Source organism: Deferribacter autotrophicus (assembly GCF_008362905.1).
GTDB classification, from domain to species: domain Bacteria; phylum Chrysiogenota; class Deferribacteres; order Deferribacterales; family Deferribacteraceae; genus Deferribacter; species Deferribacter autotrophicus.
The window spans coordinates 271,127-297,004 of the sequence record NZ_VFJB01000004.1; the positions used below are offsets into that span (position 1 = coordinate 271,127).

27 protein-coding genes are annotated in these 25,878 nt (G+C 33.7%); 13 read left to right on the forward strand and 14 right to left on the reverse strand.

Annotated features, from left to right (window positions below; translation table 11 throughout):
• Window positions 1–5: 5 nt before the first annotated feature.
• Entirely contained in the window at window positions 6–1,001 is a 996-nt protein-coding gene (locus tag FHQ18_RS05440) for a TAXI family TRAP transporter solute-binding subunit (protein ID WP_149266154.1), read from the forward strand.
• 76 nt (window positions 1,002–1,077) lie between these two features.
• Window positions 1,078–3,111 (forward strand): TRAP transporter permease, encoded by a 2,034-nt coding sequence (locus tag FHQ18_RS05445; protein ID WP_149266155.1) that lies wholly within the window; start codon window positions 1,078–1,080, stop codon window positions 3,109–3,111.
• A 52-nt stretch (window positions 3,112–3,163) separates the two neighbouring features.
• Here the strand turns inward: FHQ18_RS05445 and FHQ18_RS05450 are convergent, their stop codons facing one another.
• Both FHQ18_RS05450 and FHQ18_RS05455 read right to left on the reverse strand, forming a co-directional pair.
• Window positions 3,164–3,616 carry a universal stress protein gene (locus FHQ18_RS05450; RefSeq protein WP_149266156.1) on the reverse strand — a complete coding sequence of 151 codons (453 nt, stop codon included), beginning with the start codon at window positions 3,614–3,616 and terminating at the stop codon, window positions 3,164–3,166.
• Window positions 3,617–3,852: 236 nt separating this feature from the next.
• Window positions 3,853–5,514, reverse strand: a complete 1,662-nt coding sequence (locus tag FHQ18_RS05455) for a putative manganese-dependent inorganic diphosphatase (RefSeq protein WP_149266157.1) — start codon at window positions 5,512–5,514, stop codon at window positions 3,853–3,855.
• 136 nt (window positions 5,515–5,650) lie between these two features.
• Between FHQ18_RS05455 and FHQ18_RS05460 the strand changes: the two genes are divergently transcribed.
• The gene (locus FHQ18_RS05460) at window positions 5,651–5,995 is read left to right on the forward strand and encodes an STAS domain-containing protein (RefSeq protein ID WP_149266158.1); all 345 of its coding nucleotides are present in this window, start codon (window positions 5,651–5,653) and stop codon (window positions 5,993–5,995) included.
• Complete coding sequence (locus FHQ18_RS05465) at window positions 5,985–6,422, forward strand: ATP-binding protein (RefSeq protein ID WP_149266159.1); 438 nt, start codon at window positions 5,985–5,987, stop codon at window positions 6,420–6,422. Before FHQ18_RS05460 ends, FHQ18_RS05465 begins: the two co-directional genes overlap by 11 nt.
• 218 nt (window positions 6,423–6,640) lie before the next feature.
• Here the strand turns inward: FHQ18_RS05465 and FHQ18_RS05470 are convergent, their stop codons facing one another.
• Both FHQ18_RS05470 and FHQ18_RS05475 read right to left on the reverse strand, forming a co-directional pair.
• On the reverse strand, window positions 6,641–7,984 hold the full coding sequence (locus tag FHQ18_RS05470) for an NAD(P)/FAD-dependent oxidoreductase (protein WP_149266160.1): 1,344 nt from the start codon (window positions 7,982–7,984) through the stop codon (window positions 6,641–6,643).
• Between the two features lie 10 nt (window positions 7,985–7,994).
• Window positions 7,995–8,477: a metallophosphoesterase family protein gene (locus FHQ18_RS05475; RefSeq protein ID WP_149266161.1), complete on the reverse strand. Its 483-nt coding sequence runs from the start codon at window positions 8,475–8,477 to the stop codon at window positions 7,995–7,997.
• Window positions 8,478–8,538: 61 nt separating this feature from the next.
• On the opposite strand from FHQ18_RS05475, the gene FHQ18_RS05480 reads away from it, so the two are divergent.
• Window positions 8,539–9,855, forward strand: a complete 1,317-nt coding sequence (locus FHQ18_RS05480) for a CCA tRNA nucleotidyltransferase (RefSeq protein WP_149266162.1) — start codon at window positions 8,539–8,541, stop codon at window positions 9,853–9,855.
• A gap of 330 nt (window positions 9,856–10,185) precedes the next feature.
• Here the strand turns inward: FHQ18_RS05480 and FHQ18_RS05485 are convergent, their stop codons facing one another.
• The 7 genes from FHQ18_RS05485 to FHQ18_RS05515 form a co-directional block, all read right to left on the reverse strand.
• Window positions 10,186–11,199: an IS110 family RNA-guided transposase gene (locus FHQ18_RS05485; RefSeq protein WP_149265152.1), complete on the reverse strand. Its 1,014-nt coding sequence runs from the start codon at window positions 11,197–11,199 to the stop codon at window positions 10,186–10,188.
• Window positions 11,200–11,598: 399 nt separating this feature from the next.
• Window positions 11,599–11,790, reverse strand: coding sequence for a YgaP family membrane protein (locus FHQ18_RS05490; protein ID WP_149266163.1), 192 nt, complete (start codon window positions 11,788–11,790; stop codon window positions 11,599–11,601).
• 3 nt (window positions 11,791–11,793) lie between these two features.
• Window positions 11,794–15,069 carry an efflux RND transporter permease subunit gene (locus tag FHQ18_RS05495; protein ID WP_149266164.1) on the reverse strand — a complete coding sequence of 1,092 codons (3,276 nt, stop codon included), beginning with the start codon at window positions 15,067–15,069 and terminating at the stop codon, window positions 11,794–11,796.
• A 1-nt stretch (window position 15,070) separates the two neighbouring features.
• Window positions 15,071–16,246 (reverse strand): efflux RND transporter periplasmic adaptor subunit, encoded by a 1,176-nt coding sequence (locus FHQ18_RS05500; protein ID WP_149266165.1) that lies wholly within the window; start codon window positions 16,244–16,246, stop codon window positions 15,071–15,073.
• Between the two features lie 22 nt (window positions 16,247–16,268).
• On the reverse strand, window positions 16,269–17,576 hold the full coding sequence (locus FHQ18_RS05505; RefSeq protein WP_149266166.1) for a TolC family protein: 1,308 nt from the start codon (window positions 17,574–17,576) through the stop codon (window positions 16,269–16,271).
• Window positions 17,573–17,848, reverse strand: a complete 276-nt coding sequence (locus FHQ18_RS05510) for an ArsR/SmtB family transcription factor (protein WP_342788480.1) — start codon at window positions 17,846–17,848, stop codon at window positions 17,573–17,575. Before FHQ18_RS05510 ends, FHQ18_RS05505 begins: the two co-directional genes overlap by 4 nt.
• A 217-nt stretch (window positions 17,849–18,065) precedes the next feature.
• On the reverse strand, window positions 18,066–18,578 hold the full coding sequence (locus FHQ18_RS05515) for a hypothetical protein (RefSeq protein ID WP_149266167.1): 513 nt from the start codon (window positions 18,576–18,578) through the stop codon (window positions 18,066–18,068).
• 178 nt (window positions 18,579–18,756) lie between these two features.
• On the opposite strand from FHQ18_RS05515, the gene rpsB reads away from it, so the two are divergent.
• The 8 genes from rpsB (at window position 18,757) to FHQ18_RS05555 (ending at window position 24,067) form a co-directional block, all read left to right on the forward strand.
• Window positions 18,757–19,575, forward strand: a complete 819-nt coding sequence (gene rpsB / locus FHQ18_RS05520; protein WP_149266168.1) for a 30S ribosomal protein S2 — start codon at window positions 18,757–18,759, stop codon at window positions 19,573–19,575.
• Window positions 19,575–20,231 carry a translation elongation factor Ts gene (gene tsf, locus FHQ18_RS05525; protein WP_149266169.1) on the forward strand — a complete coding sequence of 219 codons (657 nt, stop codon included), beginning with the start codon at window positions 19,575–19,577 and terminating at the stop codon, window positions 20,229–20,231. The genes rpsB and tsf overlap by 1 nt, the downstream gene beginning before the upstream one ends.
• An 87-nt stretch (window positions 20,232–20,318) precedes the next feature.
• A complete protein-coding gene (locus FHQ18_RS05530) occupies window positions 20,319–20,867 on the forward strand; it encodes an ACP phosphodiesterase (protein WP_149266170.1) in 549 nt (182 codons plus the stop codon).
• Between the two features lie 63 nt (window positions 20,868–20,930).
• Entirely contained in the window at window positions 20,931–21,692 is a 762-nt protein-coding gene (locus tag FHQ18_RS05535; RefSeq protein ID WP_149266171.1) for a DUF4198 domain-containing protein, read from the forward strand.
• An 11-nt stretch (window positions 21,693–21,703) separates the two neighbouring features.
• Window positions 21,704–22,270: a cobalt transporter CbiM gene (cbiM, locus tag FHQ18_RS05540; protein ID WP_149266172.1), complete on the forward strand. Its 567-nt coding sequence runs from the start codon at window positions 21,704–21,706 to the stop codon at window positions 22,268–22,270.
• On the forward strand, window positions 22,267–22,746 hold the full coding sequence (locus tag FHQ18_RS05545) for a hypothetical protein (RefSeq protein WP_149266173.1): 480 nt from the start codon (window positions 22,267–22,269) through the stop codon (window positions 22,744–22,746). The genes cbiM and FHQ18_RS05545 overlap by 4 nt, the downstream gene beginning before the upstream one ends.
• 1 nt (window position 22,747) lies before the next feature.
• Window positions 22,748–23,404 carry a CbiQ family ECF transporter T component gene (locus FHQ18_RS05550; protein WP_149266174.1) on the forward strand — a complete coding sequence of 219 codons (657 nt, stop codon included), beginning with the start codon at window positions 22,748–22,750 and terminating at the stop codon, window positions 23,402–23,404.
• Window positions 23,405–23,407: 3 nt separating this feature from the next.
• Window positions 23,408–24,067, forward strand: a complete 660-nt coding sequence (locus FHQ18_RS05555) for an energy-coupling factor ABC transporter ATP-binding protein (RefSeq protein WP_149266175.1) — start codon at window positions 23,408–23,410, stop codon at window positions 24,065–24,067.
• Between the two features lie 155 nt (window positions 24,068–24,222).
• On the opposite strand, the gene coaE is transcribed toward FHQ18_RS05555, so the two are convergent.
• Genes coaE through FHQ18_RS05570 form a run of 3 tightly spaced genes read right to left on the reverse strand, consistent with a single transcriptional unit; the run spans window position 24,223 to window position 25,875 of the window.
• Entirely contained in the window at window positions 24,223–24,885 is a 663-nt protein-coding gene (gene coaE / locus FHQ18_RS05560; RefSeq protein ID WP_149266176.1) for a dephospho-CoA kinase, read from the reverse strand.
• Window positions 24,882–25,130, reverse strand: coding sequence for a YkgJ family cysteine cluster protein (locus tag FHQ18_RS05565; RefSeq protein WP_149266177.1), 249 nt, complete (start codon window positions 25,128–25,130; stop codon window positions 24,882–24,884). Before FHQ18_RS05565 ends, coaE begins: the two co-directional genes overlap by 4 nt.
• Window positions 25,114–25,875: a fumarylacetoacetate hydrolase family protein gene (locus FHQ18_RS05570; protein WP_149266178.1), complete on the reverse strand. Its 762-nt coding sequence runs from the start codon at window positions 25,873–25,875 to the stop codon at window positions 25,114–25,116. Before FHQ18_RS05570 ends, FHQ18_RS05565 begins: the two co-directional genes overlap by 17 nt.
• Window positions 25,876–25,878: the final 3 nt, after the last annotated feature.

Here is a 25,878-nt window from a genome sequence, read left to right on the forward strand (position 1 = left end):
TAGGTATGAAAAAACTTTTATCAATTATTGCAATTTTTCTATTTGTTGCATCACTTTCACCAGATGCTTTCAGTAGGATGAAATTTGTGACAATCGGGACCGGTGGTGTAACTGGGGTTTACTACCCTACAGGTGGCGCTATTGGTCGTATTGTTAACAAAAAGTCTAAAGTTTATGGTCTTAAAGTAACCGTTGAGTCCACTGGTGGCTCAGTTTACAACATCAACGCTGTATTAAGCGGCGACCTTGAATTCGGTATCGCACAGTCTGACAGACAGTATCAAGCTTGGTATGGACTTGCTGAATGGAAAGACAAAGGTCCACAAAAAGCTTTAAGAAGTGTTTTCTCTATTCACCCAGAATCTATTACATTAATTGCTAGAGCTGATGCAGGAATTAATTCACCTGCAGATCTTAAAGGTAAAAGAGTAAACATTGGTAACCCAGGTTCTGGTCAGCTTCAAAACTCAAAAGACGTTCTTGCAGCTTTTGGTCTTAGTGAAAATGATATAAAAGCTGAATACGCAAAAGCTGTTGAAGCACCAGGTCTTCTTCAAGACGAAAGAATCGATGCTTTCTTCTACACAGTTGGTCATCCAAACGGTAATATTAAAGAAGCTACATCCGGTAGAATTAAGGTAAAACTAGTTCCAATCGCAGGGGAAGGTGCTGAAAAACTTGTTACTAAGTATCCTTACTATGCAAAATCAATAATCCCTGTAAAATTCTATCCAAATGCTGTTAATAAAGAAGATGTACCATCTGTTGGTGTTAAAGCTACATTCGTAACATCAAAGGATGTTGACGCTAAAATAGTTTATGCTATCACTAAAGAAGTTTTCGATAACCTTGATAAGTTTAAAAAACTTCACCCAGCATACTCTGTGCTTACAAAAGAAAACATGCTTCAAGGTTTAACAGCTCCTATTCACAAAGGTGCTTTAAAATACTACAAAGAAGCTGGTTTAATAAAATACATCAGAAAAGACCTCATTCAGTAGTATCATCAAGTTTTTGCCAAAAATACACAGGAGAGGGTAAACCCCTCTCCTATTTTTATGTATAAATGGGGGTACCATGAGCTCAGAAAATATAAAAAAAGCACAAGAAATATTAAAAGAAGAAACAGGTGAGTTAAGGGAATTTAGACCTCACGAAAAAATAATTTTTGACTCAATAGCTATTGGATGGGCTTTTTTCCAGCTAGCTTTAGCTAGTTTTTTAATATTAAATAGCACCTACGTTAGAGCTATACATTTGGCATTTGCTTTAGCTTTAGTATTTCTTTCAATACCTTTTTTCAAAAAACCTAAAAAAGTACTAAGATTTTTAAGTGTCACTGATAAAATACCTCTCATTGACTATATTTTTACAATTGCAGGTATCATTGCTGCTCTATACATAGTTATCGATTATAATGGTATAGCAATGAGAGCAGGTAGCCCCCTTACCAGAGATGTTGTATTTGGCTTACTTTTAATAATTTTACTTTTAGAAGCCACTAGACGTTCTATCGGGCCTGCTCTATCAATGATTGCAATAGCTTTCTCCCTTTATGCTTTTTTGGGCCCTTACATGCCGGAAGTACTTGCTTATAAAGGAGTCTCACTTACCAAATATGTAAACCAGATATCATTATCAACCGAAGGAATTTTTGGAATTCCTCTAGGAGTATCCGCTTCTATAGTTTATTTATTCGTTCTTTTAGGCTCGATGCTTGACAAAGCAGGAGCAGGTAAATTTTTTATCGATTTAGCAGTTTCTCTTCTCGGTAAATATAAGGGCGGACCTGCAAAAGCTGCCATTGTTTCCAGTGCTTTAACAGGTTTAGTTTCAGGTTCTAGTATTGCTAACATTGTTACCACAGGTACGTTTACTATTCCTCTTATGAAAAGTGTTGGCTATCCGGCTAAAAAAGCCGCAGCCACAGAAGTAGCTGCAAGTACTGATGGTCAGCTTATGCCTCCAATTATGGGCGCAGCAGCCTTTATTATCGCCGAATATGTAAATGTACCATATATCGAGGTTGTCAAAGCTGCAGCTATACCAGCTTTTGTTTCATATTTCGCCCTATTTTTCGTTACACATCTTGAAGCAAGTAAGCTCGGTTTAAAAGGATTACCAAAAGAACAATTGCCTAACTTTTTTAAAACATTAAAAAACGGTATACACTACACCATACCTATCGGTATGCTTGTATATGAACTAGTTGTATTAAGACATTCACCCGAACTTGCAGCATTTAGAGCTATCATTGTTCTTACAGTGATGATTTTTATTCAAGAATTTTTCAGATCTAGAAGTAAAGATAGTCAAGATAAAAATTGGCTTAAAAATGCATTGAATATAATTAAAAGTGGTTTTGTAGGTGGCTCAAGAAACATGGTATCAGTTGCCCTTGCTACTGCTTCAGCAGGCATCATCGTGGGGCTTGTTAATACAGGTATCGGTAGTATGATTACCGAGATTGTTGAAAACCTTTCACAAGGGAATATTTTCTTACTATTAGCAATTACTGCTATAGCAAGTTTGCTTTTAGGTATGGGACTTCCAACTACTGCTACATATATAGTTATGGCATCACTAACAGCACCTATTATAGTAGAAGTCGGTGCTAAATACGGATTCTTCGTACCATTAATGGCTGCACATCTTTTCTGTTTCTACTTTGGTATTCTCGCTGACGATACACCACCTGTGGGACTTGCATCATACGCAGCAGCTGCTTTAGCAGATTCTGAACCTATTCCAACAGGTTTGCAAGGATTCCTTTATGATATGAGAACAGCTATTATACCTTTTATGTTTGTGTTTAACCCAGATCTTATCTTACACCAAGTTTATAGCTGGCCATTAGGTATTTTAATCTTTGTTATGGCCGTATTTGCTGCTTTTGCATTTACCAGTGTACTTCAAGGATGGCTTATTACAAGTAATAAATGGTTTGAAATTCCATTTTTACTTGCATCAGCATTAATCCTTTTTAATCCAGAAATACTTGTTCACTATTTAAAGTTAAGCCCAGCTTATAAGTATTATATGTATATTCCAGGGCTTGCACTCTTTATGTTTGTAGTAATAGAGCAAAAAATTAGAGAAAAATTAGCATAAAAAAAGGGTGGTTACAAACCACCCTTTTTTTTTTATCTACAAATATCCAATACTACTGTTTTATTCTTGTTACCAAGACACTTATAGGGGCTCTTCTAGCAATCTTCTCTGCTGTACTTCCATAAAAAAACTTTTTAATACTTGTTTTACCATGTGAACCTATAACAACTAAATCGTAGTCCCCTTTTTCAATTTCCAACAACCCTTCCACATAAGGGATGCCCCTACGTATCACATGTTTTGCATTCAACTCATCAAGTGCTGGAACTTCCTTATGAATTTCCTGTAACTGTTCTTCGATTTCTATATCAATTTTTTCTCTTACTTTCTCATACTCAGAAGTATTTAAATACAGCTTTATCTGACTTTCATCATGAGCTACATGTAAAATTGTAATTTTGCTGCCACAAAATTTCGCAATATTTGCTGCTACCCTCACAGCATTCAATGAATCTTCACTGAAATCTGTCATAACCAAAATATGTTTATAAATACATTCTGTCATATAACACCTCCAATTTACTTATAATATAACATATTATCTTTCTGGCGTCACCACAATTTTCGCTAACAACCCTATTCACATAAGTTGAGGAAAAGTAAAGGAATAGGAAAATGGGAAGTAGGAAATATTCAAACATACTCTACTTCCCTATCTCCCTTTTTACCATTACAACTCTTACTTCCATTGACAACCATAATATAATCCCCCAGCTAATAAAAAGTGGGGTGACTCCAAAATTATTTTTTCATTGACAAATGATATTCTTCTAATGCTCTAAGCAACTCAGGTAAGAGCTGCTTCTTTCTAGAAAGCACTTTAGGAAGATAAAATGTATTATCGATAATCTTCCTATAAATCATTAATTTTTCTACCGGTTCAAAACCTGTTGATAAAAGATAGCTGTTTTCACTTACTATATCAGTAACAAGTAACATTGCCCAATCTAGCCTTTTATCATTCTTTGTTTTTTCTAGTTCATTTAATAAATCACGATATACCTCTTTATAGTCTTCCAGTGTAACCACTTCCACCTGTCCAATACCAAATTTTACACCAAACTCATTATAAACCTTAAAGTCCGCATTAATAACCTCTTTAAAATCCCTTGTTTTAAGACTCTCTGCTACAGAAAATATTTCCTGACCATAAGAACTTATATCTAATCCAGCAATTTGAGCTAAATTATTTGCTGCATCGATATCCCATTTTGTGGTGGTAGGTGATTTCAAAATTACAGTATCTGACAGAATCCCTGACAGAAGAAGGACAGCTATATTTTCATCAATTTTTATGCCATAATGCTTATAAAGTTCGTAAACAAGGGTACAAGTACTACCAAGTGGCTTTGCATAAAAGAAAATAGGAGTATTCGTTTTAATAGTGCCAAGCCTGTGGTGATCAATAATTTCCAAAATATCAGCAGTTTCAGCACCATCTATTGCCTGCTCAAGTTCATTATGATCCATCAGTATCAGTTTGTTTTTATATTTTTTCAACATATCAGACCTAGTAATTATCCCTATCAATCTCTTTTCACTGTCAACGACTGGCAAACCTCTTCTATTTTCATTAATTAGAACGTCCTTTGCCTCTTCAAGATACGTATCAGATGACAAAACAGGAAACTCTCTACTCATTACAAACTTCGCAGGTACACTCATTAACAATCTTCTCAACGTTTCGGCAGTGTCATGATAAGACATATAAACAAACCCTTTATAATCTCCCAAATCAATGCCTGCCATCTCATCTTTACTCTTTAAACCTGTAACAATAATAGCTGGCACACCTTTTTCTGCCGCATACTCAATTATATCAACCCTTCTACCCACAATAAGGGTAATTTTATCTAAGTCCATCTTATCAAAGCGCTCTTTGAATCTGTCAAATGGCATAGCTCCCACAATTAAATAGGATAGGAACTCATCTTTATCCCCATCTTGAATCGTTTCACCCTTAACTATTTGCTTAATATTTTCACATCTCAAAAGATACGATGGCCTTTTATCAATATCCTCCTCACCCATATAATAATCTGTCATTTCAAGAATACTTACTATACCGCTCAACTTTCTATTGTTATCTAATACAGGAGTTAGCCTAATCTTCAATTTGTTAATATTCATCATTACATTGTAAATAGGGTCATTTTCTAAAGAATAAATAACATTCTTTGTCATCACATCAGAAACCTTTGGATAAACATCTTTTAAAAATATAGGTGGCTCGATATTAAGCTTTTCAAAAATATACTTCGTCTGTTTATTCAAATTACCACATCTTGCAGCAATATATTTAAATTGCTTATCAATCTGATTTTTTAAATTAGCGTAACAGTAAGCAGAACATATTGAATCCGTATCAGGATTCTTATGACCAATCACATATACTTTTTCCATACACACCTCCTAAATAATCTATATTAATTCATTTTAGCTTCACGCGCAACTACATGACTAATTAATATTGAATATTGTACTATAAACTGATATAATTATTGATAGTTAAACAAAAAGTTACAAAAAGGAGCATTCTATGAAAATTAGCAAAGAAGTAAAGAATGATCTTATCATTTATAAAATAAATACCTTTAGAATAGACTCAACAAATGTAAACGATTTAAAGGATAAAATAGTACCTGATATTAAAGAAGGAGCCAAAATACTTCTTGATTTAAGTTCAGTGGATTATATGGATAGTACCTCATTAAGTGTTTTGGTGTTCTTTCACAAAGAAGCTTTAAAGAAAAATGCGAAGTTCAGAATTGTGACTAATAACGAAAAAGTATTATCCATTTTTATTACCACAGGATTGATAAGAGCCCTTGAGATTTCTAAAGATTTAACAGAAGCAATCAACGAATTAAGTAATGCAACCTAATTTACTGGCTAATGTCTCTATACAATCAGATTTAAATCTTTTACAAGAAACTATCATTTATATTACAACTATTTTAAAGAAAAAAAATATTTATAAGACTCCAGAGGAATATTTCTATTTAGAACTTGTTCTATCCGAGCTAGTAAGTAATGCTATAATTCATGGTAATAATAATGACAAAAATAAAACTGTCGATATAACAGTTCATCTACACAATAACATTTTAATTATCGAAGTGTCTGACGAAGGAGAAATTTTTGACATAAAACTCCCTGAGAAATTAAATCCTCTTACGGAATGTGGTAAGGGGCTGTATCTTGTAAAACAGCTTGTAGATGAACTTTATATAAAAAAAGATGAACGCAAAAAAGTTATTATCAAAAAAAATATTAAAAACTCCAAACCTCCTATTAAAAATTGTAATTAGTTAGCACTTTTCAGTGCTAACTAATCACTAAATAAGTATTTCACCAAAAAATAAAGATAAAATTCCACCAGCAATTTTTCAGTGTCCAACATTCCAACCATCGTCGAACAAGCTGGTCGGATGGATTCAGCCAATCACGCTCAAAGACGGCAAAGTCTCTCCGTCTTGCCAGTTGACAAACCCAGCAGCCGACAAACAAAAGGAGTTTTCAAAAACAACTAAATTAATGTCAAAATATCATTTGCAGCAATTATACCTGATGCATTAGCTTGGATAATACCTCTTGTGATACCTGCACCATCTCCAACACAGTATAAATTATCAATATTGAGCGATCTCATATTTTTATCCACTTTAATCCTAAGAGAATAAAACTTCACTTCCACACCATACATCAGTGTATTAGGATCAGCCATTCCTGGCATTACTTTATCAAGCTGTAAGATTGTCTCTTTCAAATCTGTAATATATCTGTACGGCAGGACAAATGATAAGTCACCAGGCATTGCATTTTCCAATGTAGGAGTCACAAAGTTTTTCTCAATTCGTTTGTGGGTGGATCTTCTTCCTCTCATAAGATCCCCAAAACGCTGCACAATAACACTTCCTCCACTTAGCATATTGGCTAGATTTGCAATATAACGTCCATATTTCACAGGTTCTCTGAAAGGCTCAGTAAACTTTGTGGAAACAAGAAGAGCAAAGTTTGTATTGTTGCTCTTTTTATTTTTATAGGAGTGTCCATTCACTGTCAAAATATTTCCATCATTTCTCTCAATTGCTACAAAACCTCCTGGATTTACACAAAATGTCCTTACCTCATCTTCAAACTCAGAAGTGTAATATTTGATTTTAAATTCATATAGGTAATTAGTAAAATGGTCAGTGACAGCCCTTGGGACCTCTACTCTTACCCCTATATCTACAGGATTAATATCAGAGTCAATACCGTATTTTTCTGCAATCTGCTGCATCCATGCATTTCCACTTCTACCTACAGCGACAATAATTTTATCATAAAACCTTTTCTCACCTTTATCCGTAACAAGCCCCACAACCTTATCTTTTTCCACAATCAAATCTGCCACAGGAGATTCACAGTACAAATTTACATTTTCAGCATTTTCAAAAACTTCAAATATTTTTTTAATAGCCAAAAGACAGTTATCAGTGCCAAGATGCCTTATTTTTGCAGCATAAAGTCTAAGTTTATTTCTACTACACTGATACTCAAGATCTTTTATCTTTTCATAATCTCTTTTTGTATCAAGCTCAGTCACACCGCTAAACTTAACCCATATATCGTCTGCCTCATCAATGAGTTTCTCAAGCTCTGTTTCACTGATATAATCAGTAAGCCAGCCACCAAATTCTGTGGTAAGAGTTAGTTTGCCATCAGAAAATGCACCGGCACCCCCAAAACCACTCATAACATCTTTTCGTGTTCTTTCAACAATACTTTTACCTTTTTCATAAATATCTATTGTTATATTTTTATTTTGCATCAATTTGTAAGCCGCAAACATACCGGCGCTTCCAGCACCAATGATAGCTACTTTCATTATTTGCCTCCTAAATTTGAACTATTTTTGCATCAAAGTTTTTACCTTCTATGAAAAGAAGGGCATACGAATTAAATAATGTATAACGATTATTAGTTGAACTGCCTGGGTTTAAAAAGTGAACATCACCCAAAACACCCCAAAAAGGTTTATGAGTATGACCATAAACAATAATATCCACATCCTCAAATTCATACAAAAGTCTATTTTCTAAACCAAAAGGTGCTCCATATCCATGAATAAGTCCCACATTCACCTCATCAAACTTAATTACCCTCTTTTTAGGTAACAGCTTCTCATCAAAAAAAGGATCCATATTCCCTTTTACAGCGTATACATTTGGATTTATATGCTCAATTTGATGTATAAGTCTATACCCCACAATATCTCCAGCATGCAATATGGCATCAGCATCGTTAAATTCGGTAATCAACGCCGATGGCAGTTTACCAATATCATCCGTATGCGTATCCGAAATCACCACAATTTTCATATAAAAGTATTATATATACTCAACCATTGAAATCAATCGCTTTTTGGTTTAAAAAATCAAAATGAATTTAAATAAATTCCTTAATGACAACTTAATTTATCAAATAATTTCATTTTCCAAAAAAATCAACATAGATATTTATTTCGTGGGAGGATGTGTCAGAGATACGATTTTAGGCATTAAATCGCATGATATCGATATCGTCCCTTTTGGAATCGATTACAGAGAATTTTCAAAGATTTTGAAGAAAAAACTAAATGCATCTGCAGTACCTTTTAAAGATAATGTCAGACTTTATGTTAATAATACTGTTATTGATGTATCAAAGCCAAGAGGAGAAACCATATCAGATGATTTACAAAAAAGAGATTTCACCATTAACAACCTGGCAATGGATAAAAATGGCAATATCATCGGAGATACAACAGATATTGATAAGAGATTGATTAAACATGTGTATGAAGAAGTTTTCCAAGATGACCCCATAAGAATTTTAAGAGCTTTCAGGTTTGCCTCACAGCTCGGTTTTCAAATTGATATAGAAACTTTGAACAAAATATATCATGAAAAAGAGCTTCTTAAAAATGCACCGAATGAACGAATTTATGACGAAATAATTAAACTATTAAAAAGAAATTATAATTTCAACGCCTTGAAAATGATGCAACAGAGCGAAGTTCTATTTATTCTTTACCCGGAGTTTAAAAAAATCGAAGGTTTACCCCAAGGGAAATACCATAAAGATTGCGCTCTTACACATACATTTAAAGTAGTAGAATTAATGCAATTTATGGCTGAAAAATTGAATCTTTCTGACCAAACAAAGAATATTCTCCTACTTACTGCCTTGTTTCATGACGTAGGAAAAGGGTTTACCGGTGAAAAAAACAACTATAAAAATTTTATTGGACATGAAATAGAAAGCGTTAAAATAGCAAAAAAGTATTTAACAAAATACCCCATCAATAAAAATCAGATTAACACAATATTACTTCTAATTGAAAACCACACAAAAATAAGAATCTATTCCACTGAAACTGCAAGAGACAACACCCTGAAAAAATTTATTTATAAACATTATCCATATTTGGAAGAATTGATACTTTTCACATTGGCAGATAACCTTACCAAAGGAAAATCCATGGAACCGATTTATCAAACTATTATCAGAATTCGAGAGTTTGCAAAACTGATGCACTGGGAAAGGAAAAATTTAATTACAGGGCACGATTTGATGCAACTACCTATAGAAGACAAAAAAATGTTTTCAACCATCCTAAATGATGTTCATGAAAAACTGGTAATAGGTGTTTTAAATAGCAAAGATGAAGCAATAAAATATATTAAATCTCAATATATTATACAAAAACAATCTTGAATACCGAATGCTTACGTTGTACATTTTGGTCGATGCACTCTGTTCCCTGAGATTGCTTCGTCGCTCACTTTCGTTCGCTCCTCGCAATGACTATCCGTATTCCGTCATTGCGAGCGTTAGCGAAGCAATCTCAATTGTTGCTTTTAAAGATTGCTTTTGTATTAGCGGATACTGGAGTCACCCCATTTTTTGCAAAATCCTAATTCTATAGAGTTTAGGAAAAACATTTTTCGGCTTCAGGTTTCCAAAAAATCGCCATGGATGGCGATTTTTGAGAAACCTGCCTCGGAGCAAAACGGGACGTTTTGCGAGAATGTTCCGTGTTAATTGTCAACCATTTTCTGTAACCTCTGTTAAATTTTTTAAATATTCTGGATCATATGGCCTACCGTTTTTTAATACACCAAATATTTGCCTTATCAATTTATTCGCTACTGCTATTATCGCCAATTTCTTCGCTTTACCTGATGATAAAAGCCTTCTATACAAATTTGAACAAAATTTATTATACCGTATCGCTGACAATGAACATACAAACAATATCTTCCTTATATAAGCATTTCCTCTCCTTGATATATGTCCCCTTCCCCTTACAGATGTCCCAGATTCCCTAATAGAAGGACACAAACCTATATAACTAACAACCTCCTTCGCCCTCTTGAAATTACGAAAACACTCCAATTTGCCCAACACTATCGACGCTAACTTCATACCTACTCCAGGAATACTCATAACTAACTCATATTCCTCTCTATAACGACTTTTCAACAAAACCTCTAGTTCCTGCTCCAATTTCTTAATCTTGCTCTTATAGGCGGAAATTACATCTTTATAACACGATATAACCTCTTCTTGTTCATATGGCAATTGGCTAAATCCCTCTATCTGATTATTCAATCTATTTATCTGAGATTGAAAATCCTCTATTGCTTTTAAACGACTATCTATCTCATAATATAATTCATCCTTAGGTTTAAATCTCCATTTATAACCATATTCCAGCCCATATTCCGCTATCAATTTGGAATCCGATTTGTCTGTCTTTGCCTTCCTTAAATTCATATCTGAATATTTCTTTATTGACATCGGATTAGCTACACTTACTTCGTAACCTAACTCCCTACTCAAATGGGTGGCTAATTTTAAATGATATACTCCTGTACTTTCCATCATAAAAAGTACTTTCGACCAATCTACTCCTTTTACTTTCTTAAGAAAATCTTTAGTAAAAGATCTTACACTATTGCTCGTCTCGTAATACTTGTGCGTAGATCCATCATAAAAACTTATTGACAATGTCGACTTTGATACATCAATACCTACCACATTTTCAAATCTTCTCATTTTATAATGTCTCCTATATTTTTTCTTGAGCTTTGCTTCCCTTTATACTATCATCGCAACATAATACAGGCTCGTAGCCTAATGTTCCGTCCAGTATTTGGAAAGCTGAAGGTGGGGACAACATTCTCAACGGTTTCTTACAACCAATGAGAAAAATGTCCTTGTTCACCTTCAGTGCTCCATACATTACATAACCTTTTTTTAACTCTTTGTTAATTGTTTATTCCATATTTCTAATATACGATGAGAAAAATGTTTTTCCTAAACTAAGTAAGTATAACTACCTTATAATGAAAAACAATTTTCTATAAGCTTAAAAAAATGGGGTGACTCCAGTAGCGGAGAAGCTTGAAAATAAATCTGTTATAAATAATAAAAAAGCCCCTTTCGGGGCTTTTTTTATTCTTCTGGGATACCAAGTTTGATAAGAATTTTCTCCAAAGGACAAAAGTTTGTAAATCCAGACTGAAATAGATTCAAACCAACAAATAAGGTAAAAGCAAACCACCACTTATTTACCGTAAGTCCTAAAATTACACTAATTGTAACAAATAACCCTGGGATAATTCTCATAAGTCTTTTAACAGTCATTTTTTATACCTCCGCTTTTTTTATAAATCTTTCAAACACTTTATAGTAAAAGTAATAGGTAAGTGGTATAATTACAAGAGTCAATACTGTGGATACCACAGCACCTGTAATCAGAGAAACCCCAAGCCCAGCAAAGATTGGGTCAGGCAACATAAACAGTGCACCTGTAATAACTGCCACTGTGGTAAGCACCACAGGCCTTGTTCTGATGGCTCCTGCCTGCACCACCGCTTCCTTTATATTCTTTCCTTTCTCCAAGGCTGCCTCAGTAAAGTCGATGAGCAACACAGCATTTCTTACCATAATACCGGCAAGAGCAATGAATCCTATCATACTTGTAGCTGTAAAGAACTCTCCAAAAAGGTAATGTCCTGGAATTATACCAAGCAAACTCAAAGGAATAGGTATCATCATAATTATTGGAGTCATAAATGACTTAAACCATGCCACAAGTACAAAATACATAATTATCAGTACTGCAGCAAATGCAAGTCCCAGATCTCTAAACACTTCATAAGTAATCTGCCATTCTCCATCCCATTTAATACTTACATGATCTGTAGTCTCAGGTTGATGTGTCCAAAGCAATTTAACCTGCTCTCCATTGTAAGTAATATTTTTGATATCCTTATTCATCTTTAAAATCGCATAAACAGGGCTCTCTTCTTTTCCTGCCACATCTCCTGTAACATAAACCACAGGCTGAAGATTTTTATGATATATGGCTTTATCTTTTATTTTCTCTTTCAAATGAACAAGCTCAATTAATGGCACGGGTTTTCCTGCCATTGAAATTAAATTAATATTTTTAATATTTTCCAGAATATTTTTCTCACTCTCAGGTAATTTCAATACAATATCCACATCTTCTCTATCAAAACCGGTATGGATTCTGCCCACTTTCATCCCTTTCAATGCCATATACATTGTCTTTGCAATCATTTCCGTAGAAATACCTGTTAAAGCAGCCTTTTCTTTATCCACTTCAAAGACATACTCCTTCATATCATCTTCCACATACCAGTCCACATCCACCACGCCTTCGGTCTTCTCGAAAATCTCTTTCACTTTTTTAGCTACCTCAAGCCTTGCCTTTTCATTTGGTCCATAAACTTCTGCTACTAAAGTAGATAACACTGGAGGACCAGGTGGAATTTCCGCAATTTTCACATTTGCATTGTATTTCTTGGCAATCCTTTGAATAGGCTCACGTATGAGTTTCGCAAGGTCATGGCTTTTTAATTTCCTTGCAGTTTTATCCACAAAATTTACCTGAATATCCGCTACATTGTTGCCTCGTCTTAAAAAGTAATGTCTTACAAGACCGTTGAAATTGTATGGAGCGGCAATACCGGCATAAATTTCATAATTTTCCACTTCTTTTACCGTTGCAAGATAATTACCAATCTCTGATGCCACCCTTGTTGTTTCCTCAAGAGGTGTTCCTTCAGGCATATCGATAATTACTTGTAGTTCATTTTTATTATCAAACGGAAGCATTTTCATTACCACAAGCTTTGTTGGGATAAACATAAATGCACCGATAAAAAGTCCAATCATCACAAACGCTAACAAAATCCTCAAAGAAAGTTTATCTATCAATGGTACAAGTATGTTACTGTAAATTTTATACAGCTTTGTGGTCTTGATATATTCTTCTTCGTCCACATCCTTTTCTACTTTGGTATGGCCTGCTAGAAGTTTGTACGATAGCCATGGAGTGATGATAAGAGCCACAAGCAGTGAGAAAATCATTGCCAATGATGCTCCAATAGGCATAGGTTTCATATATGGTCCCATCAAACCTCTAACAAAAGCCATTGGATAAATGGCCACAATTACTGTGATTGTTGCAAGAATTGTAGGGTTACCCACTTCTCCAACAGCTAATATTGCCCGTTTTAACAGATTAGTCTTTGATATCTTAAAGTGCCGTTCCATATTTTCCACAACGATAATGGCGTCATCCACCACCAAACCAGCTACAAATATAAGAGCAAAAAGAGTTACTCTATTCAATGTATAGTCAAACATATAGTAAACAAACAAGGTAAGAGCAAAAGTCACAGGCAATGCCACAAACACAACTAACCCTGCTCGCCACCCCATAGTAATGGTCATTACTATAATAACCGCTAAAATAGCTCCAAGCAGGTGTTCAATAAGGGTTTTCACCTTATCATAAGCTGTTTCACCGTAGTTCCTTGTTATTGTTACATTTACACTTTCAGGAATAATTGTCTTTTTAAGACCTTCGAGCTTTTTCAATATATGCTCAGCTACAACAACCGAGTCACTCCCTTTTCTCTTAGAAATTGATATTGTTACTGCATTATAAAGGTTAGGAGATATTTTTTCATTAAAACCGATTAATACGTAATTTTCAGGCACTTCAGGAGCATCCATTACTTTAGCTACATCCTTCAGATAAACCGGTTTCCCCTGATAAACACCCACTACAAGATTTTTTACATCTTCCACATCTTTGAAAAAACCACCTGCTTTAATATAAAAGGTTTTGTTATTGTGAGTGATTTCGCCTGAGTTTAAAGACTGATTTGACATATTGAGAGCACCATACAATCTAAACAGATCAAGATTGTATGATTTGAGTGCTACAATATCAGGCTCAATTCTTACAACCCTTTTGTATCCACCTATAATCGTCGTTTCTGATATATCAGGAATCTCTTTTAGCTGCTGCTCCACCTCCACAGCAATTCTTCTAAGTGTATAAGAATCATACTCCTTTGACCACAAAGTCAATGCCACCTGAGGCACATCATCAATGGAGCGTTTTTTAATGATAGGTGGCATTACCCCTTGCGGCATCCTGTCCATGTTGTAATCTATTTTAGTTTTTAGTTTTGTAATACTTTTTTCTTCATCTTCACCCACTTTAAACCTTACAACCACCATACCCACATCATTCATTGCAGTGCCATATACATACTCAACACCAGGAATTTCCCACATCAGCTTTTCAAGGGGTTCTACCACAACCTTTTCCACATCCTTTGCATTAGCTCCTGGATATGGCACAAATATATCTACCATGGGTACCACAATTTGTGGTTCTTCTTCTTTAGGAGTAAAAATTACAGATACAATCCCTATAAACAATGCAGCAATTACAAGCAAAGGGGTAATTTTAGAACGTAAAAATGCTTTTGCTACCCTCTCTGCAATTCCATACTTTAACTCTTCAATTTCTTCTTCCACATCTATTTCACAGGCTTCTACTTCACTATTTTTCAACTCTTTATCTTTTTTCTCCATATTACCCCTCCAGGATATCTCCTGCATTTAGTTTATCAGCATTCTCTATCACAATTTTCTCACCTTCACTCAACCCACTAAGAATTTCTACTTTGTCCTGGAATCTTCTACCCGTTTTTACAATACGCAACTCAGCTCTTCCATTTTTATCCACAAAAACTATTTCAAGCTGTCCTCTAACCACCACTGACTGTTTTGGTACAAGCAATATATTTTCTTTTGCACCTGTAATATTTATTTTGGCATACATACCTGGAGTTGCATTAATATTTCCAGTCAATTTTACTTTAAAATTTCTCGTAGCTGGATCTACATCTGGGCTTATTTCTAAAACTTTTGCAGTGTAGCGTATGCCAACAGATGGAATTTCTACCTCTACTTCACTACCTACCTTAAATTTGCCTGTAGCACTCTCATTTACAAAGGCATAAACCACATTATCGAGACTTCCAATTTTCAAAATAGGTTGACCAGGTGCAGCCAAATTACCCACATCTGATTTCTTTTCTAAGACTATTCCATCAAAAGGTGCCACAATCTTTGTATAAGATAAATATGTATTTACTTCCGATAACGCAGCCAATGCTTGTTTCCTCTTAATTTTCACCTGATTCAGCTTTTCTTCTGCAAGTTTCACATTCCTTTCAGCAAGCTCATAAGCTGCCTTGGCCATTTTATATTTAGCTTCCACTTCATCAAACTCTTGTTTGCTTACACTTTCATTTGCAATGAGGTTTTGAAATCTTTTATAAGTTTTTTCAGCAAGCTCAAAAGCTGCCTTAGCCTGTTGATATTGCTGCTTTGCCATTGCAATACCAAGCTCTGCCTGCTTTAACCCATTTTCAGCTTCTTTAACAGCAGCCTTTGCAAATTCCCTTTTATCCTCCAACTCTTTACTTTTAATCTTTACAAGCAAATCGCCTTTTTTAAACCTCTCCCCTTCTTTTGCATAAATCTTTTCAATATATCCAACTACCTTGGGCATAAGGTATGTGGTGGTATTACTAAAAACCGTTCCACTATAGGTGATGGCAGTATTTACCATCTCTTTTTTTAATATCTCCGTTTTCACTTTAACCCTTTTTGGAGTTTCCAATTGTTCTGCCATTTTCTTTTTTTCACCTGATGAACAAGCTACAAAAAAGAATAATGACAAAATGGCTAACCACTTTTTCATAAATCTATCCTCCTGATTTTTTTTATTTCAATAATCCAGCAGCAAGCATCAATCTTGCCTTATCAACTATCAAATCATATTCTGCCATATACAGTTTTAATTCTGCTTCTTTTACTTCCACTTCCCTGTCAAGAAGCTCAGTTACTTTTGCAAGCCCTTCCTTAAACCTGTTTTCAGTAATCTTTAAAGCTTCATAAGCTTTTTCAACCTGGATTTTTGCAGTCTCCACCTTTTTTTCACTTGCAAGTATGGAGTAATATGCTTCTTTTACCTCACTCTTAATTTGATATTTCAAATCGGTAATTTTATTTAGAAGTGAGAGGTATTTACTTCTTGATTCCCTTACCTTATTATAATCAGAAAAACCGTTAAACAGGTTCAGTTTCACATAGGCTCCTACCGTAAAACCATTCCCCTCATCTCCAAGAAACTTATCATCGTTTTGTTTATAATTTGCAAAAAGTGCGACCTCAGGCAAAAACAAGCTCTTTGCCTTTTTCACTTCATAATCATTAATCTTTAAATACTTCTCATAGGCCTTCAAATCTTCTCTATTACTCATAGCGAGAACTAAATATTCATCTAACTTCTTATTCACATTCAGATCCACATCACTCCAAACAATTTCAATATCTTCATCAGAATTTAAAAGTCGTTGCAAAAAGCTCTTAGAAACTTCCACCTGCTTTTCTGCATCTCTTACAGCTGCTTCATTCATCAGAAGATAATTTTCAGCAACAAGCAGGTCACTTTTGACAATCATCCCATTTTCGTAGAAATCTTTTGCCATTTCATAATATCTTTTAGTCCGCTCATAAGATTTTTTTGTTACATCAAGAGCTTTTTCCGACAACCCCACTGCATAAAAAGACCTATACGTGTTATAAATCAAAGTCTCTTTGACCCTTGATAATTTTAAATTTGCAGCTTGCTCCATCTCTTTTGCCTGTTTTATTCCAAAGAAAATTTTACCATTCATAAAAATAGGTTGTATTATCTCGATCTTGCTTTCAAAATTCGACACATTTTCAGGATTGCTCATTTGAGTCAAAAAATATGGCATGTCAAATTTACCTTGAGCCATTTTAATAAATGCCGCTGTTGCAGGCTCATCTGTTCTCATATACGTTTCTGAGATATTGAGCTTTGGAAGATAAGCACCCTTTGCTTGATACAATTGATACTTCGCTGCTTTTGCTTCCTCTTCATAAGCCTTAATCACACTATTGTTCTCCAAAACCATCTTTTTGGCTTCAGTAAACGTAAGTGGCTTAGCAAAAGCTAAACTACTAAAAAGTAAAAGCAGCCCGGAAAATTTTAATATTCTCATTCTTCTTCCTCCATAAGTATATCCACGATTTTTCTTATTTTTTCATCAATTACTTTATAACAAATAACATTTTTATCTCTTTCCCCCTCTACAATCCCGGCATTTTTCAAAAGACTCAAGTGTCTGCTTATTATTGCTTGAGGTATACTCATCATCTCTGAAATCTTTGTTACATTGCATTCCTTCTTTGATAAACCATGAACAAGCTGTAATCTAATCGGATGACCTAAGACTTTTAGCTTTTCAGCATATATATCATAAATATTCATCATAACACCTCCACAGTATATGCATACATATAAATATATGTATATTTGCATTTGTCAATAGTTATATTACACTCTATAAAATACTTAAAATCAAAAAAGCAATCAAACAACAAATAAATAGCTTGTAGCTTATAATTCTTGAACTTTAAAATACAAATTTTACTTTTAATTATAGATGGTGGGCATAGTATCCAAATTTATCTATAATATTTTTTGCTCCTCACTTAAACCTTATTCTATTTTTTATCTCTTCAAAAAGAGCTTTATATTCTTTCACGTCATTTTCATCAGCCAAAAAGAAAAACTTTAGTACCAGCCCCCTTGTAAAAAGCAATATAAGTTTTGAATACACCCTCACCCCTTCAACATCAACTGCATATTCGATCTCTTTTGCATAAATGTTATCAACAATTGTATTTGTCTCTTTCATTTTAACAAAGGATGGATATTTCTTTTTTACTCCTTTGATTGCATTAAACAGATAAAACTCAACATTAGTGTTATTGCCAACATATTCTTCATTCACTACCACCCTTTCTCTAAATTGATCTCCATCATTAGCCGGTGCATATGCGATCATTGTTGCACCTTTATCTTTTTCAACTAAAACCCAACCTATAGGAAATGTTATTTCATAACCACCATCATTAGGTTTATAGGTCAACGTTCCCGCAAAAATGTTTTGCACTATAAAAATGATCAAAGATGTTAAAAAAAATATCTCTCTTCCCATAGACTGCCTCCAATCCCTTTATTATAACATATTTTTCAAACTTTTTATTGATTTATCGAAAACTATATGTTAATAGATTTTCCCCAATACACACGCCCACTTTTCAAGACACTAGGCACGTGTCAGCTATTGCTGATGCCTATGTCTTGGGCGGAGGAAAAACAAATAAGGAGGAAACATGTCGTACATCTCAATCAAAAACCTTTTAGAAGCCGGTGTGCATTTTGGCCATCAAACAAAAAGATGGAACCCAAAGATGGAAAAATATGTCTTTGGGAAGAAAAACGGTATCTATATTATCGACCTTCAAAAAACTGTACAATGCTTTAACCAGGCCTATGAATTCGTTAGAGATATGGTAAAAAACGGTTCTACAGTTCTTTTTGTAGGAACAAAAAAGCAGGCTCAAGAAGCTATTAAAGAAGCAGCTGAAAAGTGCCAAAGCTTTTATGTAAACAACAGATGGCTTGGCGGTACCTTAACTAACTTCCAAACCATTAAAACAAGAATCCAAAGACTTAAAGAATTGGAAGAAATGTTCAACTCAGGGTACATAAAAAATTATTCTAAAAAAGAAGCTGCTAGATTGAAAAAAGAATATGAAAAGCTTAAAAAGAACCTTTATGGTATCAAAGACATGGAAGATATCCCTGATATACTTTTTATCATTGATATAAAAAGAGAAATGAATGCTGTATTAGAAGCAAAAAAACTTGGACTTCCAATTGTAGCAATTGTTGATACAAACTGTGATCCTGACTTAGTTGATTTCCCAATTCCAGGAAATGATGATGCTATAAGAGCTTGTCAGCTTATTGCTGGCAAAATTGCTGATGCAGTTCTTGAAGGAAAACAACTCAGAGAAGAAGAACTGCTTGAAGAAATTAGAGCAGCTAGTGAACAAAAAGAAGAAGATGAAGATATCCCTGTTGATGAAATAGTAGAAAGTGAAGAAACAACCGAAGAAGAAAAAGAAGAAGTTAAGGAGGAAAAATAATGGCACAAATTACCGCAGCAATGGTTAAAGAGCTTAGAGAAAAAACTGGCGCAGGGATGATGGACTGCAAAAAAGCTTTACAGGAAACAAATGGTGATATTGAAAAAGCTGTAGAATTTTTAAGAAAAAAAGGGCTTGCTGATGCTGCTAAAAAATCCGGTAGAATTGCAGCAGAAGGGCTTGTAGTTTCATATATTCATGGTGGTGGTAAAATCGGAGTATTGGTTGAAGTAAACTGTGAAACAGACTTTGTTGCAAGAACCGATGAATTTAAAGAATTATGCCACGATATTGCTATGCATATCTGTGCATCAAATCCTCTTTATGTATCAAAAGATGAAGTTCCACAAGAAGTTATTGAAAAAGAAAAAGAAATTTATGTAGCTAAAGCAAAAGAACAGGGCAAACCTGATCATATAATTGAAAAAATAGTAGAAGGACAGATTAAAAAATACTTAGAAAGTATATGTCTCCTTGATCAGCCTTTTGTAAAAAATCCAGATGTAACCATTTCTCAGTATATTGCTGAAAAAATCGCTAAAATTGGTGAAAACATAAAAGTTAGAAGATTTGTTAGATACCAGCTTGGTGAGGGTATCGAAAAAAAGCAGGAAAACTTTGTGGAAGAAGTGATGAAACAGGTGAGGGGGGCTTAAACTACTGCCCTCTAGAAGTATCTTTAAGAGTTTTAAGCAAACTGAAAAGGTAAGCCGCAAGCTTGTCTTGCGGCTTTTTTTATAATTATGAATTTTCTTGTACATATTTATCTCTCAAAAGATAGAGAAGACACTCTTGTTGGTAATTTTTTAGGCGATTACCTGAAAGGTGATATTAACAAATTTCCTCCTTTCTTAAGAACAGGTATTATTTTTCACAGAAAAATCGACTCCTTCTCCAACTCACATAAAAGCCATATTAAAAATAGCAATATTCTCAAAACACTCTTCGGTAGATTTGCTCCCATTGCTGTTGATATATTGGCAGATATATATCTTTTTGAATCTTTTCACCTTTTTGAAAAGCAAGACAGAGTCACATTTTTTAACAACATTCGGAGCAAACTTCTTGAAAAAAGTAAAACCCTTGATTTTCCAATTTTACAAACTTTAAGAAGAAGGAATTGGTTTTTAGAATATCGAGAAAACAATGCACTCTTTTTTATTCATAGACGTCTTCATAACTATCTTGAAATAAAACCAGATGACTTTCTTAAACTGTATAACGATAACAAAGAAGTTTTATTTAACAACTACTTCATTTTAATCAACGATCTAAAAAAATTTTTTCAATAAAACTATTGACACCTTTTGGTGTTACTGATAACAAATATCGTAACACTGAAAGGGAGGTTCGATATGAAAAAATTTATTTCACTTTCTTTAATAATCTTGTTTTTATCAATTGGAAACGTCTTTGCTCATTTTCAAATGATTATACCTGATACCGATGTTGTAACATCAAACAAACACTTGAATTTAAAGCTCAAATATATTTTTATGCATCCATTTGAACAAAATTATATGAATATGGAAGAACCCATTGAAGCAGGCGTATATTTTAATGGGAAAAAACAAATTTTCACAAAATCACTGAAATCTTATAAAATTAATAATCTATCAGCTTGGAAATCAACCTATAAAATCAAAAGACCTGGTGATTATATATTTTATGTAATACCAAAGCCTTACTTTGAACCTGCAGAAGAAAAATTCATCCAGCATATAACAAAAGTTGTAGTCAATGCTTTTTATCTGGAAAATGGTTGGGATAATAAGATAGGTTTAAAAGCTGAAATTGTACCTCTCACCAGACCGTACGGAGTATGGAAAGGGAATACTTTCAGAGGGGTAGTTTTAAAAGATGGTAAACCTGTTCCTTTTGCAGAAATTGAAGTGGAACTTTTCAATGATAAGGGAATAAAAGCACCAAACGATACATTTATTACCCAGGTAATAAAAGCTGATGCAAACGGTGTATTTACATATAGTTTTCCATTTGCCGGTTGGTGGGGCTTTGCTGCACTAATGGAAGATGACAAAATGATCGAAAAAGATGGCAAGAAATATCCGGTAGAACTTGGTGCAGTTTTCTGGCTCAAAGTTTACGACACAAAATAAGAGTAGATTTTATGCACATAGCAGACGGAATTTTAAATGTAAAAGTAGTTATCGGAGCCGACATAGTAGCTGCGGCTCCGCTTATCTATTCAATTTATAAACTCTCTTATAAAGAGTTACCGAAAACAGCACTCATGTCTACTCTTTTCTTCGTAGCATCTTTTATTCACGTCCCTTTTGGCCCTACATCTATTCATCTAATACTTAACGGAATCTTAGGTATAATATTAGGAATTCATTCTATTTCGGCAATTTTTGTGGCTCTGCTTTTGCAATTCTTGCTTTTCGGATACGGAGGTTTAACCACACTTGGATTAAATACCTTAAACATGTTTGCAGGTGCCATGGTAGCTAATTATATCTATAAAGGGACAAAAATCAGTGCTTTTCTATCAGGTTTTCTTGCAGTATTCATTTCCGCCATTTTTCTATCATTGTCACTTGCATTAAGTGGAAAAAAATTTATCGAAGTGGCTTATGCTTCATTCTTTGCTCATTTACCACTAATGATAATCGAAGGTATAGTAACAATGTTTATTGTGGAATATTTAAACAAACTATGGGGTGAAGTAAAATGAAAAAACTAATTATAGTTTTATTTTTTTTATTAATTCTTACAATGAGTTCTTTCGCTCATAAATTAAATATTTTTGCTTATACGGAAAATGGTAAAATTTTTGTTAGCACATATTTTGTAGATGGTACTCCTTGCAAAAACTGCACATTAACATTGTATAAAGAAGACAATGAAATTTTAAATGCCAAGACTGACAACAATGGGGAATTTTCCACTGACCTGAAATGGGAAGAACCTATAAAGATCGTAGTGGAAGAAACTCTTGGTCATAAGGGAGAATTTATACTGGAAGGTGACAAACTGACTGACAGCCAAAAAGAAACCTCTTCAAAAACAACTGAGACGTTCAATAAAGAAATGTTGCAAAAATTAATTGATGAAGAATTAAATAAGAAACTTAAATTTATTAAAATCTATATTGGAGTAGCTACCCTTTTAGGGATTTTTGGAATTATCGCCTTATTAAAGAATAGATAGAATGAATTTTAACTTCCTTTTCCTATCCCTAATTTTTTACGCGTTTTCCATTGCCTTTAAAAGTAATTTTACGTTTATTGATATTATACCAATTTTTATCCTGTTTATTTTTAGTATTAGAAAAATAGAGTTTTTAAAATTTGTAGTTTATCTTTTGAAGTTAAACATATTCATTTTCTTTCTTATCATGACGATTTACCTTTTCCATCGTGACTTTTATTCTATTAAATTAATTCTTATTAGAGTAAATTTAATAATCATATTTAATTTGCTTGTAATACTCTCCCATCAAAAACATGAAATTTTCAACTCATTAGTCCATTTAAAAATTCCATGGAAAATTAAGGCTTTGCTGATTTTCTCTTTTAAATATATTGACATATTTTTTTCAGAAAAAGATAAATTATTAGAAACTTTAAAGATTAGAAACTTTAAATCAAAAACTAATTTATTAACATACAAAACCATTGCATCAATAATAGGAGCACTGATTCATCGAGCTTTTCTAAAGGCTCAAGCTTTACAGGATGCACTTATTACAAGAAACTTTAATGGCAAATTTTACACTCTCTCAAAACCTTCAATAAGCTTAAATGATTACCTTTTACTTATTGCAACAATTATAATATTTAGTTACAATCTGTTAAACGGTATGTGAAATATGAGTTGCTCACTTCATTTAAAAAACATCTCTTACATAGCAGAAGATAACACACTTATTTTTGAAAATGTAAACCTTCATATTAAACATAAAGATAAAATAGCCATTATAGGACCAAACGGTATTGGTAAAACAACCCTTTTAAAAATAATCAGTGGGCTTAAAAAACCAAAAACAGGTGAAATTTACGTATTTGATAATAGGATTGAGACTGATGACGATTATGAAAAAGTACGTAAAAAAATTGGATTTCTTTTTCAAAACTCCGATGATCAATTTATATTCCCCACTGTAAAAGATGATATTGCCTTTGGACTTTTCAATCTTGGTATGAAAAAATCTGAAGTGGAAAAAAAGGTAAAAAATATTCTGGATGACTTAGAAATAGCCCACCTTGCTGAAAAATCCCCTTTCAAGCTCTCTGGCGGGGAGAAAAAGCTTGTTGCCCTTGCAGGGATCCTCGTCTGCGAACCAGAAATCTTACTTCTTGATGAACCAACAACAGCACTTGATGATAATGCTATTAACAAAATTATCAAAATATTAACATCATTAGATAAAACTATATTAATCGTTTCTCATAATATAGAATTTGTTAAAAAAGTTACCTTTTTTCAATACAGATTAAAAAAAGATGGTCTTCACCATTTAAAGACATAAATGTAGAAGTGTCACTCTCGCCCAATTGGCGAACAAGCTTGTTTGCTTTTAGGCGGATTGAACCCAACATGACAAAACCATTTTATTCGCCTTTCAAATGATAATTTGAAGTTTTTAAAAAAATAATATTTTTATTCTCAATTTAGTGTTTTAGGTTAACCGAAAAATTTATAAAGAATACCTTTATCTACTTTTTTTATCTGCTTTTTTGTATATAAATGGATTTTTAATACATTATATACCCGATTTACTTCAGATTTGAGATGTTCTAAATCCTTTGAATTATCAATAATAAAATTAGCATATTTAACTTTTTCTTCATAAGGCATTTGGGATGCGATAATCTTTTCAGCCAGCTCTTTATCTATTCCATCTCTTTTTAATAATCTTTCTAACTGACTTTTTCTATCCACATAAACTAAAATAATCCCATCAAACCTATCAAAACTTTTCTTTTCAATAATTAACGCCGCCTGAGTTAAAATAATCGCCTGGGAATCTCTCCCCTTTATTTCTGAAACTAATTTTCTCTCATAATCCCTTATGGCAGGATGAACAATCTGTTCTAATACAACCCTTTTTGAATCATCATTGAAAACAATCTCTTTTAATTTCCCTCTATCAATCTCACCGTTCTCATCAAGTATCTTCTCACCAAAAGCTTCAATAATTTTGAAATAAGCTTTCTCCCCCTTTTTCATCACAATTCTGCTTATTTCATCAGCATCAATGGTATAACAACCTAAAGATTCAAACATCTTTGCTACTGTTGATTTACCTGAAGCAATGTTACCAGTAAGACCTAAATATAAACTCATTCTATACCGTATACCTTTTTCATTACTTTTATTTTATCTTCAAAGGATAAAGTGGAAATGAGCACACAAATCTCATCCGGTTGAAAATCTCTACAAACAGCAGGGCGATTTTCATAGTCCTTACACTTTCCATCTTCTCCAAGATGCTTACAGGGTGACAACGCAGGTTTTTTCAAAGTGGAAATATCAAAAAAATAACAACAAACCCCACACTTCAAACAATCAATTTTATCCTTTACTGACATAGTTTCTAAGCTTACCTACACCTTCCACTTCAACCTCTACTACATCTCCAGGTTTGAGCTCACCCACACCTTCCGGAGTCCCTGTAGCTATGACATCACCAGGATACAGTGTCATAACTTTAGATATAAAAGAGATTAAGTATGGAACTTTAAAAATCATATCTTTCGTATTCCCATTTTGCCTTAATTCACCATTCACATAACTCTTGACGAATAATCCATCGAAATTTTCAAATTCAGTCTCTATAAAAGGTCCCATGGGTGCAAAAGTATCAAACGATTTTCCTCTCGTAAATTTATTCTCTTTTTTCTGAATATCCCTTGCTGTCACATCATTGAAACAGGTATAACCCAATACATAATCAAGTGCTTCATCTTCGCTCACATCTTTACATCTTTTTTTGATCACAACGGCAAGTTCAGCTTCATAATCCACACGATTTGACTGCTCAGGATATATGATAATCCCCTCGTGATGATTGAGGGCAGAATTTGGTTTTAGAAAAATAAGGGGCTCTTCTGGTACTGCATTTCCTAATTCCTTGGCATGATCCGCATAATTTCTGCCAATACAAACTATCTTTGAAGGAATCACTGGTGGTAACAAATGTATCTCATCAAGTTCATAAACCTCATCAATAATGGTAAAACTATCAAAAAAAGACCCCAACACTCGTCTAACTTTTCCATCAATGAAAACGCCCTTTTTTTCTACTTCTCCTGTCTTAAATCTAAGCAACTTCACAGC